Source organism: Hadarchaeum sp. (SeqCode) (genome assembly GCF_038871235.1).
Lineage (GTDB): Archaea > Hadarchaeota > Hadarchaeia > Hadarchaeales > Hadarchaeaceae > Hadarchaeum.
This window is the reverse complement of record NZ_JAVZIN010000004.1, coordinates 101,145-111,533: the sequence shown is the minus strand read 5'-3', so window position 1 is coordinate 111,533 and position 10,389 is coordinate 101,145. Positions and strand designations below refer to the sequence as shown.

Annotated in this window: 12 protein-coding genes and 1 tRNA gene; 3 read left to right on the top strand and 10 right to left on the bottom strand. The window is 51.1% G+C overall.

The annotated features are described in order from the left end of the window. The coding region (locus tag QXT02_RS02960) for a hypothetical protein (protein ID WP_342811835.1) at positions 1 to 461 on the bottom strand (461 nt) is incomplete at its 3' end. Here QXT02_RS02960 and QXT02_RS02955 point away from each other — a divergent pair. Further along, positions 436 to 1,842 (top strand): PGF-pre-PGF domain-containing protein, encoded by a 1,407-nt coding sequence (locus QXT02_RS02955; protein ID WP_342811834.1) that lies wholly within the window; start codon positions 436 to 438, stop codon positions 1,840 to 1,842. The two genes, QXT02_RS02960 and QXT02_RS02955, sit on opposite strands and share 26 nt — an antisense overlap. Before the next feature lie 20 nt (positions 1,843 to 1,862). Here QXT02_RS02955 and QXT02_RS02950 read toward each other — a convergent pair whose 3' ends face one another. From QXT02_RS02950 to QXT02_RS02940, 3 genes are all read right to left on the bottom strand, one after another. Continuing rightward, positions 1,863 to 2,666 carry a P-loop NTPase gene (locus QXT02_RS02950; protein WP_342811833.1) on the bottom strand — a complete coding sequence of 268 codons (804 nt, stop codon included), beginning with the start codon at positions 2,664 to 2,666 and terminating at the stop codon, positions 1,863 to 1,865. A 638-nt stretch (positions 2,667 to 3,304) separates the two neighbouring features. Further along, positions 3,305 to 3,766: a signal peptidase I gene (locus QXT02_RS02945; RefSeq protein WP_342811832.1), complete on the bottom strand. Its 462-nt coding sequence runs from the start codon at positions 3,764 to 3,766 to the stop codon at positions 3,305 to 3,307. Between the two features lie 147 nt (positions 3,767 to 3,913). Further along, on the bottom strand, positions 3,914 to 4,504 hold the full coding sequence (locus tag QXT02_RS02940; RefSeq protein WP_342811831.1) for a hypothetical protein: 591 nt from the start codon (positions 4,502 to 4,504) through the stop codon (positions 3,914 to 3,916). Positions 4,505 to 4,830: 326 nt separating this feature from the next. Between QXT02_RS02940 and QXT02_RS02935 the strand changes: the two genes are divergently transcribed. Next, a complete protein-coding gene (locus tag QXT02_RS02935; RefSeq protein ID WP_342811830.1) occupies positions 4,831 to 5,997 on the top strand; it encodes a tRNA (guanine(10)-N(2))-dimethyltransferase in 1,167 nt (388 codons plus the stop codon). On the opposite strand, the gene QXT02_RS02930 is transcribed toward QXT02_RS02935, so the two are convergent. From QXT02_RS02930 to tpiA, 6 genes are all read right to left on the bottom strand, one after another. Continuing rightward, positions 5,981 to 6,595: an RlmE family RNA methyltransferase gene (locus QXT02_RS02930; RefSeq protein ID WP_342811829.1), complete on the bottom strand. Its 615-nt coding sequence runs from the start codon at positions 6,593 to 6,595 to the stop codon at positions 5,981 to 5,983. The two genes, QXT02_RS02935 and QXT02_RS02930, sit on opposite strands and share 17 nt — an antisense overlap. 67 nt (positions 6,596 to 6,662) lie before the next feature. After that, entirely contained in the window at positions 6,663 to 7,088 is a 426-nt protein-coding gene (locus QXT02_RS02925) for a GIY-YIG nuclease family protein (RefSeq protein ID WP_342811828.1), read from the bottom strand. Beyond that, positions 7,088 to 7,576, bottom strand: a complete 489-nt coding sequence (locus QXT02_RS02920) for a 6-carboxytetrahydropterin synthase (protein ID WP_342811827.1) — start codon at positions 7,574 to 7,576, stop codon at positions 7,088 to 7,090. Before QXT02_RS02920 ends, QXT02_RS02925 begins: the two co-directional genes overlap by 1 nt. After that, positions 7,576 to 8,346 (bottom strand): 7-carboxy-7-deazaguanine synthase QueE, encoded by a 771-nt coding sequence (locus QXT02_RS02915; protein ID WP_342811826.1) that lies wholly within the window; start codon positions 8,344 to 8,346, stop codon positions 7,576 to 7,578. Before QXT02_RS02915 ends, QXT02_RS02920 begins: the two co-directional genes overlap by 1 nt. Positions 8,347 to 8,393: 47 nt before the next feature. Continuing rightward, positions 8,394 to 8,482: transfer RNA gene (locus QXT02_RS02910), tRNA-Thr, on the bottom strand. Positions 8,483 to 8,540: 58 nt separating this feature from the next. Next, positions 8,541 to 9,227, bottom strand: coding sequence for a triose-phosphate isomerase (gene tpiA, locus QXT02_RS02905; RefSeq protein ID WP_342811825.1), 687 nt, complete (start codon positions 9,225 to 9,227; stop codon positions 8,541 to 8,543). A gap of 60 nt (positions 9,228 to 9,287) precedes the next feature. On the opposite strand from tpiA, the gene QXT02_RS02900 reads away from it, so the two are divergent. Further along, positions 9,288 to 10,388 (top strand): MFS transporter, encoded by a 1,101-nt coding sequence (locus QXT02_RS02900; protein ID WP_342811824.1) that lies wholly within the window; start codon positions 9,288 to 9,290, stop codon positions 10,386 to 10,388. The last annotated feature ends 1 nt before the right edge of the window (position 10,389 follow it).

Sequence of the window (10,389 nt, the reverse complement as noted above, 5' to 3'; positions counted from 1 at the left end):
TGGCTCATCGAGAGTTGGACCGGAACGGTCCGTGCTCCAGCGCAGTGGAACTTAATCGAATCGTGGACGGGGACGGTTCGAGCCCCGACCGCCTGGAACCTGATCGAAACTTGGAGTGGAACAGTTCGAGCACCTGCTGAATGGCATCTCATCGAAAGCTGGACGGATACGATTCGAGCACCTGCTCGTTGGAATCTCATCGAAACTTGGGCGGGAACCATCACCACTACGGTCAAATGGAGTCTTATCGAATCGTGGACCACAACCGTACGGGCTCCTGCCGAGTGGCACCCGATTGAGTTATGGACGGCGACAATCAGGGGCACGGCCGAATGGCAACTGATCCAATCCTGGACCGCTACCGTTAGAACTCTGACGAGTTGGAAAGTTGTGGAAGCCTGGACCGGCACGGTTAGGTCACCTGCTGCTTGGCATTTGGTTGAGGCCTGGACCATCAGCATCAGAGCTCCAGGTGTGCCAAATTCGAACATCAACGCCATCTCTCCGTTCTGGATAAACGCGACTCCGTTCACTATTACGGCTACTTCATCGGATCCGAGCAGCGGCGGCTATGTCGCCATAATCCAACTTTGGTACCGATATTCAAAGGACAAACTGAGCTGGAGTTCCTGGGAGAACTTCGGCGACAATACAGGACCCAACTCATGGTCATTCACCGCTCCGGCTGGCGATGGCTACTATCAGTTCTACTCAATAGCAGTGGATGATGAAGGCAACGTGGAACTAGCTCCAAAAGTCGCCGATGCTATCTGCGGTGTCGACACCGTTCCACCGTCAATAATTGCGGTGGTCATCAACAACAACGCCCCGTCAACCAGTTCAACCTCAGTGACGATCACCGTGCTCGCGGTTGACGGAACTTCTGGGGTGACGCAGATGCAGTTCAGCAGCGATGGTGTGAACTGGACTGAATGGGAGACTTTCTCAACGACCAAGCAATACCTACTGCAAGCTGGGATTGGGATGAGAACCGTTTACGTTAGAGTCAGGGACAACGCCGGGTTGCTCTCAGCCGCTGCCAGCGACTCCATCGAAATCATCGCTCCCGAAATTAAAGGCGTTGCCGCGTTTATTGCCTTAATACCCGGCGGCATGTCCGCCACAGCTGACTTCACGCCTTATAGGTACTGTATAACTGGAGTGACAATATCAGCACTGACGAACTTGGAAAACGTGATAATCACCGTTAACCAGACCTCTTTCCAAGAACTGCAACGCGAGGGCAAAATTACCATCTTCCCACCATCGGGAATCGTCTACCACTACTTCTGGGAAATAGAGACCAACGTGGAGAGCTTCTCCATAGCCTCGGTGAAGATCCACTTCAGGTTGGAAAAAGCGTGGATGGAGTTAAACGGTGTCGATAAGATGACGATCAGACTTTACCGGTTCATGAACGGCTGGCAGCCACTGCCCACCGACTACATCTATGAGGATGACACTTGCGTCTACTACGAGGCAACTTCACCGGGATTGTCAGTTTTTGCCGCTGTCGGGGAACGGGTAACACTCGTGCCAGTTAAACCCGTCACACCCATCACGCCAGAACTGCCCGCGGTACCCCACGAGTTCTTCACCATGCTGGCGATGGCGGGCGGTCTGGCTGCCTTTTCGATCATTTACAGTCTCCTCCAGCCATCACGATACTATGTGATCCTGAAAAGGCTTAAGAAGGCGGTTTTCGCGCCGAAACACCGCATTATAGGAAGACCAGCAGCAGCCCCAACGGTGGAAAAGTTTGGTCGGAAGGAGCTGGCCGCTCTAAAGAAATTAAAGCGAATCTCCGAGAGGAAGAGAAAAACCACGCGAAAACAACAATAACTTTCCCTAGCTTAATTTGGCTAGCTTTTGAGGACATGCTTGGTAATAAACTCGCCTAACCTCTTGAATTCCACCGCGGCCGGTGACTTTGGATGGTATGAAACTACTGGAATTCCGGCCGCGGTCGCCTCCCTGACCTTGATATCCTCAGGAACCACAGCTATGATTGGCCAACCCAACGCCTTCTTTACGTCTTTAATCGTGAGCTCAAACGGCTCGTTTCTGACCTTGTTCACGACCACACCCAGAATCGGGATCTTGTACCTCTCAGCAGCACGGAATGTCTTCAGAGTACTGGCCACCGTTGGTATCTCTGGGTTGGTAACAATGATTATTTCATCGCAGATTTTCATCGCCGAGATCACTTCAGCACCAATACCCGGGGCGGAGTCAATGAGAATCAGACGATACTTGGATCTCAACGGTTCTAAAAGTCCCTTGAGATCAACTAGGTGAACCTCCTCACCAAAAGCTATCGAACCGAGAATGAGATCTAGGCCGTGGTAATCCATGATGGTTTTCTCCACAGGAATCTGTCCGGCAAGGGCATCGTGAATCGTCACCTTGGGGTCGAGCTCACCGAAATGCAGGCCCAGATTAGGCGCCGAAAGGTTGGCATCTATAGCCAGCACATTGCCCTTAAAGATCTGGGCAGCACACAGCGCCAAGTTTGCCAAGGTGGTGGTTTTACCGACCCCACCCTTACAGGAAAAAACGCCGGTTATAATTGCCCGCTTTTCCTTGATTTCAATGCCACGCTCTTTGGCCGGCTTTAAAAGCGAGAGCAGTTTTTTACTCCTATCTTTCTCCGGTTCTGAGCCCACCGCCACCCCTTTTAAACTAACTTTCAACGATTATAAACACTTATCCAAAGCCTTTTCTGCAACCCTGAGCAATAGAAAAAAGTTTGCCTGAAAAATTGACCAAAGGAAGAAAAGATTCGTCCGCTTTTGGGTTGACTTGGATCTGCGGAGAATTTAATCCAGAGAATGCACACGTGTGCAGTATGCTCTTAGCCAAGGACCGAATAAGAACGTGTAATATTCACTCAAAACCTGACCTTTGAAACCATTTTAAGTCGGGACACAAAACTTTTTAGCATTTCCAAGATTGATTCGGAATATTCAATATTTACGAGATACACTGAACCACCAATCTTGCGCCAGCTTTTCTGCGACAACTCACCGAGGATTCTCTGAAGTTGCACGTAGAACCGCCGCCTACCTCTAGCTCTCCTGCAAAGCTCCTGAGTAAACAGAACCCATTCTATCTGTGTGCACACGTGTGCATAACGGCGCGTGCCTTAATTACTTGTATTAAATAATTTTCCGCACATCTCCGACCATATTTTGCAATGGAATCAAGCAAGGATTCGGCACCCATTAGTTAACAGAAACCTTGCCGAGTGCTCCTGAAAAATTGACTAAAAGTAGCATAGGTTTGCGATAGCAGCCGTTCCAATTTATTTTTGGTAAATTACTCCGATCACGAGCCCATGAATATTTGCGCGCGGCACCCAGTATTCCTCAGGTGAATTGTCCCCCTTGGTCTTGAACTGATTTTCCCTATAGTCCGTCCCCACCTCGATTATCCTGTGTACGATGTTGTCGAGATAGGGTCTAGTCGGGTGTTTGTAAATGATGATATCGCCCACTCCAAATTCAAAAGTGTTATCGACAGCAACCCATAGCACCAGATCGCCATCTTTGAAGGTCGGCAACATGCTGTCCCCGTTTACAACCGAGTAGTGAATTTCTTTGTCGAGATATGCCTTATATCCTCGGAAGAGATGCGTCCAGTTCTCCACATCCTCAGGAAGAGGCATGACCTGCGGGGGCTTCGACTCGGCCATGCGCCAGCCCACCCCCATGACTGCAACCAAAATCGCCAACAACAAGATCGCGGCTGTTTTTCTGTCGGGCAAACTTGACACCTTCCGATAGTTGTCGTCACTCAGAAAATATAAGCCGTTTGCCCAAGTGTTCTAAAATTAATTTATGAGAATAATGAAAAATAAAAAATCGGGCACGCGTGATTCACGTGCCCCTTTACCCATCTTTGCCCGCCAAAACTAACCGGTGTACTTACCGCGCAACCAGAGGTCAACGTGCTGTATAATTAAATTATCATCGGCCTTTAGCTGGTAATAATTGCCACCATTGTCCCAAACGACGTTGACGCGGATCTTGGTACTATCGGAGTAGAAAATATTTTCCTTGATCGCGCTGTTGTCATCAGAGTTCTCATAGGGTATAGACCACTCTCCGGAGCTTGTGATTGCCCCCAATGCAACCTTCAGGTATGCCGTGGTAAGCTGTCCCATGTTGTCCTTGTGGCCCGTGACGGCGACAACGATGGCAAATGGTGTGTCGTAGGGGATTATCACCGAAGCACCATTTGATGAAATCACAGCCAGATAGTTGTCGGTCAGTCCACTAAAGTTTTGGGTGTAATTCTGCCCAGTCTTTACGATGTATATGTTCTCAATACCGGAGTTTTCTGGAGGCGCGGCGAAAACGGTGCCGGATCCGGTTGCCAGCGTTATCTTGGCCCCAGCGGACGGTACCGTAGCCGGAACTTCAGCAGTTGGCCAAAGCGCCCAAGCCGCAACCGCTGCTGCTACTATGATGATCGCTGCGACCCACGGAAGTTTACTAGACATCGCTTTACTCACCTCCTTTTTTTCAAACCTTTTTGGTGCCCCTACAGGCATAGAAACGTAATCCAGCCTAGTTTTGCATCGCGGGCATTCCTTTGGATTCGGGACCTTCGGTTCCCACTGATACCCACACCGAGAGCACTTCATGGTTAAAACTATGAAAAGGTCCAGATATAAACCTGAGCAATTTCTACTACTATGATGATGTCCTTTTAATAACTTACTATGGCAATCGAAACTATGATAACTACTACTATGATTATGAATTTGAAAATCAAGACCACCTGACATTACTTATAGTTAGATCTTACAAAAATCATTGTGGTTCCGTGAGAACAATCTTAATAACCGAGGGAAAAACTAAAGTTGAGTCACCCAACCCTGAAGATTTTAAGACGGGGGCTGGTGACTATGCTCCCTCACTGACCAAGGTTTTCTACAACCCCAATATGGAACTCTGTCGCGATATCTCAATTTCGGTGGCTCAAGTAACTGCTCAGATGTTCAACCGCTTGTATATCTGCGATCCGCTTGCAGGCATTGGCATCAGAGGGCTCCGGTATGCTAATGAAGTAAAAGGCGTCGCAAGATGTGTCGTGAACGATAAGTCTATGGATGCTTTCGAGCTGATAAAACGAAACGCTGAACTAAACGGACTGAGCAACTCGGTCGAGGCAAGCTTAGCCGATGCTAACATCATTCTCCTGCAAAACAGGGGCAAATTCAACTTCGTGGATCTGGATCCTTTCGGCTCACCAGCGCCCTTTCTAGATGCCGCCTGCAGCTCGCTATCGCGGAGGGGAATGCTGGCGCTGACGGCCACCGACACCGCACCCCTCTCAGGAACCTACCCTAAGACCTGTCTCAGAAGGTATGGAGCCAAGCCGCTGAAAACAGAATACTGCCACGAAATTGGGATCAGAATACTGATTGGGTTCGCCCAGCGGATCGGAGGACTACATGAGATCGCCCTGACCCCAGTTCTGGTCCACGCCACACGACACTACTTTCGGATCTACCTTCAGGGACAAAGGGGAGCCCAGCGCGCTGATGAGTTACTAAAAGAAATGGGATACATTTCCCATTGTAATGCGTGTATGCGCCGAAAAATCAGCTATGGTCTAATCACGGAACTGCCCGAACACTGCGAATGTGGCAGAAAGTACTCCCATGCTGGTCCTCTCTGGACTGGAAAATTAGCTGACAAGAGGTTCATCCAAGAGGTCATAGCTGATCTATCCGAGAGGAACTTTGGATTAAAACATCAAGAGATTTCGCTTCTCTGCAGATGCGCCGAGGAAGCTGATGGCCCGCCCACCTTCTACGATCTCAACCGGTTAGCAGGATTTCTGAAAAAACCTACACCAAAAATGGGAGAATTAATTTCCGCGATCAGAAGTAATGGTTACTTCGCCTCACGCACTCATTTTTCCAACACTGGCTTCAGAACGGACGCACCAATCGAAGAGATCCTGAAGATCATCGAGAATGCCTGAACCCCTTCCCAATGACATAAACTTCCGCGCTGCCCTTTCTCGACGCTGAGGGCTTTGACACCTTCACAAATTCAAATTTCTCTTTGACCTGTTTCAAAAGATCTTCCATCAATGCGCCCTGAAAAACCTTGGCCAAGAACTTGCCGCCAGGGGCCAGAACCTCTTCAGCGATCCTCAGAGCCGATCTCACCAGTTCCACCGACCTAGCCTGATCCACATCCCAGACCCCGGAGATCAACGGTGAAGCGTCGGAGATGATTACGTCAGCAGGGCGGGGTATTCTCTCACTAATTTTTTCCACAACCGAGGGATCGGTGATGTCGGCCACGATGGTTACGGCATTTTTATTGGGAAACTCCTTAATCCTCTGTAAATCAACACCCAGCACAAAGCCCGCCTCACCAACTTCCTCCAGAGCCACCTGCATCCAGCCACCAGGAGCGGCACCCAAATCAACGACGACATCACCGCGTCGGAGCAGCCCGTAACGCTGGTTCAGCTGCTTCAGCTTGTAGGAGGCCCGGCTTCGATACTTCTCAAGCTTCGCCAAACGGTAATAGTGATCCCTTCGGCGCTCCAGCTGCCATCGTCTGCCCATTTAACTTCCCCGCCAAAATCGACTATGATTCAGCAAGACATTTTAGGTTTCCGAGAAAAACAGGTCTTCAAACCTCACCGAACTTGAATATCTTTACACCGCTCTCCTTGAATCCCTCAAAAACCACCCGGCGCAGCTCGTCGAAGTCCGGGCTGTAGAAAAGATGGCTCTCACAGTTGCAGTCGCTGGATCCAAATCCCTTGATGCTGGGGAGATGCTTTGCTAGCTCAGCGGCTACCGTGCACTCCTTCCTACCCCTGCCGCGGGCCGCCACGACATCGACGGCCCGAGCGTGAAGCAGAAGATGGTCTATGTGCCAGTGCAACTTCTTCTCGCTCCTCAGATGCCTCCGCACGCGGGCCGAAATGCCTCCGAGCGCCGAGCCCACGTAGGCATAATAACCTCGTTTGAAATCGATCGCGCCCAGCTGACCAATATTCAACGATAAATCATAGGGTACGTAAATCAAAAGGGCATAAATTCCAGGGTCCACTAGGAAACCTCCAGCGGCCTTGGTCCCAGCAAGCGCTCCTCAGTGGCGCTCTGACCTGGGGACTCCTCAACGAAAACCTTGATGCTTTTCACGTTAGGACGTCCGGAAAGACACTTGACTATCTCGTCGGCGAGAACCCGGGCAAATTCCTCAACGGTTGTGTTTACTGCCGGAATCCAAACAACATCAGAACTGGGAAACTCGAACTCCCGACCATGCACGACAATGCGAGTTGATTTTCCCTCTGAGACGATCTTTATCGCCGGATTCTTCGACGGCAGCAATAGACGGTGGTCGTAGACACTGCAGATCTTTTCCATCATCCGCTTGAGATCCAAAAAATCGACCACCAGCCCGCGTTCGTCCTCCTCCCCATCCACGGTCACTCCCACCCGCCAGTTGTGCCCGTGCAGATACTCACATTTTTTGTGCCCGATGATAAAATGGGCGGCTGAGAAGCCCAGCCCCTCGGTCAGCTCCACCCGCATCAGAAGACCCCAATCAACTTATGCAGCTGGGGTATTATTGCTATCTCCTTCACACCAGCTCGGGCTGCTACCTGGGAAAGGCGATACATCTGCGCCATCGTCGGGCTACGTTTTATTTTTCGGGCGGGAGTAACCGGTTGGAGCACAAGAGGAACATCGCCCAGCTCGACCAATTTCCGGCATACCTTTAGAATCGTCTTCTCAGATGTGTTAGGAAGGACCACGATTTTGACGAAGGTTCGCACACCGCTGTTAATTGACAGGTCAATACAGGAGAGCTCCTCCTCAAGTAGCTTAGGCCAGCTTTTGACCGGCACGGCACGGTGCTCAGGCAACTTGATGTCCATGGCCGCAAAGTCGATGTACTCCACGACCCTTTTCATCATCCCGAGGCTGGCTCCGTTCGACTCCAAGTAAGTGGCCAAGCCCGCTCGCTGGCAGCCTTTGGCGATTTCAACGAGAAACTCGCCTGCATTCAACGGCTCACCGCCTGTCAGCGACACGCTGTGGATGTCTGGAGTTGCCAAGCGTCGGATATGCCGAAGCACCCGCTCATGACTCATCGGATTTTTCACCAGTTTAGTTTTCATTGATCCCGGCTTGGTCTCGACTTCACAAAATGTCGACCTAAAGCGTCTGTAAACTTCAGTATCGCAATAGTTGCAATCTAACGAACAGCCGGCGAAGCGAACAAAGACCTGCCGTCTGCCTATGTATATTCCCTCACCCTGTAACGAGTTGAAGATCTGACCCACATAACCTTCCGTCATTCTCTCCCATCAAATCTGGACTTTACAGGATAAAACACTGTCAAAAGTGGAGCCGCCGGTGGGGATTGAACCCACGACCTATCGCTCTCCCGCCACAGCTACAAGGCGATCGCTCTGCCAGCTGAGCTACGGCGGCCCAACAACCTGTAAATCTCTAAGAAAAAATACGTTGCTAAAAACTTGGAATGTTGAGGCTAGCCCTTTAACATGCCCCTGATGATATCCACAATCGCCGCCCGCTGATCCTGTGCACAAACAATTCCGGAAGCCAGCAGCACCCCTTCAGCTCCCAACTCCAGAGCCCTCGCCACATCATCTCCGGTGGTTATGCCGGCGCCGCAGACGACCTTAACCTTTGAATTGGCCTCTTTAACCGCTCCCACCGACCTCGTTACCACCTCAGGCTTCGCCTTAGAAACAGAAACCCCGGTGCCGATTAGCTCTGGAGGCTCAACCGCGATCATCTCCGGCCCAAGCTTGGCTATCTCCCGGCTCTCCTCTATGTCGGCGGCGCAGGCAACCGTTGACAGCCCAATCTCATTAGCGCGAGCCACGACACTGGCAATCTGGTCAATAGAAATTTTGTGCTCCGCGTGATTGATTAAAGTGCCCACGGCCCCAGCCGCCTTTACCGATTCAGGAGTTATCCACCCCGTGTTCCTACCCGGCTTGACCGGATCCACGTGCTGAGCAAGGACGGGAATCTTTACGCGACAGGCAACCCTATAGATGTCGGCCAACTGCGGTGCCACAGCCACCGAAACACCATGGTCTTTTCCCGCCTCCAAGATGAGACGAGCCAGCTTGACGGCATTTTCCCCGGTGGCCTCAGGATAGGTCTTGAAGTTAACGATGACAATGGGAGTCTCCAGCATCATCACACTGCGACCTTCTGAACCTGAGTTAATAAATTTATTTGGAAAAAATCCCATTTACAAAATATGTCCTGGCTGATGATTGCTGTCTTCCTGATGTCCATGGCGATGGGTGGCTCAGCTATAGCCCTCCCGCTTTACGCCAGCAGCCTCGGCGCCAGCTATACTGAGATCGGGATGCTGGGCGTCGCCTATGTGATTCTCGGCGCGATCTTTTCGCTGCCCATAGGCCAAGCAAGCGATAAACACGAGAAGAAGAAGTTCATCATCGGGGGCTTCCTCAGCACCGCGATTGTGATGACCCTCTACGCTTTCGCCCCGTCGATTCCCTGGCTGTTGGTTCTCAGGTTTCTGCAGGGACTAACTGAAACCGTCCTCTGGATAAATGTCCAAGTGGCAATAATCGCCAGCTCAAGAATCGATGCCCGAGGCAGGGCGATGGGGTCCTATGGCAGGTGGTGGGGTTTCGGGGTTGCCCTAGGCCCAATCATCGGTGGTTTCTGCTACTCCGTTGCAGGGGCTCAGATAACCTTCATGCTCTGGGGATTGGTAGCACTAGCCTCCGCCGCGGTGGCGACAAAGATCCCTGAAATCGGCCCACAGTCCATCTTAGATAAGCCAAACCTATCCAAGATATTGGCTCTTTGCTTTGCTGGTCTGATATATGTGGGCACAGTGGCGATAATCAACACCATTCTTCCCGTCTATGCGACATCTGGTCTCAAAATGTCGGCATTCGATGTCGGGTTACTAATAACATTCTTTGTCCTGATCAGAGCAGTAATCTTCACCCCCATGGGCGCCCTCTCCGACAAAGTGGGCCACCGTCCGGTTATCTTGGCGGGATTGCTCGGCGTCTCTCTCACCTTCTTCCTCCTCTACTTGGCATCCGACGCCATCTTGCTGACGGTACTTCTAATTCCGCTCGCAATAGCGGAAGGGCTGTTATATCCCTCTGTCCTGAGCGCGTTTTCCAAGTCTGGTGGCGGTGCGGGCTACCTGATGGGCATCTTCAACTTAGTCACGTCAATCGGCTGGGGCGTTTTCCCGGGCGTGGGGGGTGCCATCGCCGACTCATTTGGTCCAACCTCAGCGTTTCTGATATCCGGATTAATCGGTTTGGTCTCGGCCGCAATTCTGTGGAAAAAACTGCCAAAGGAAGGATAAC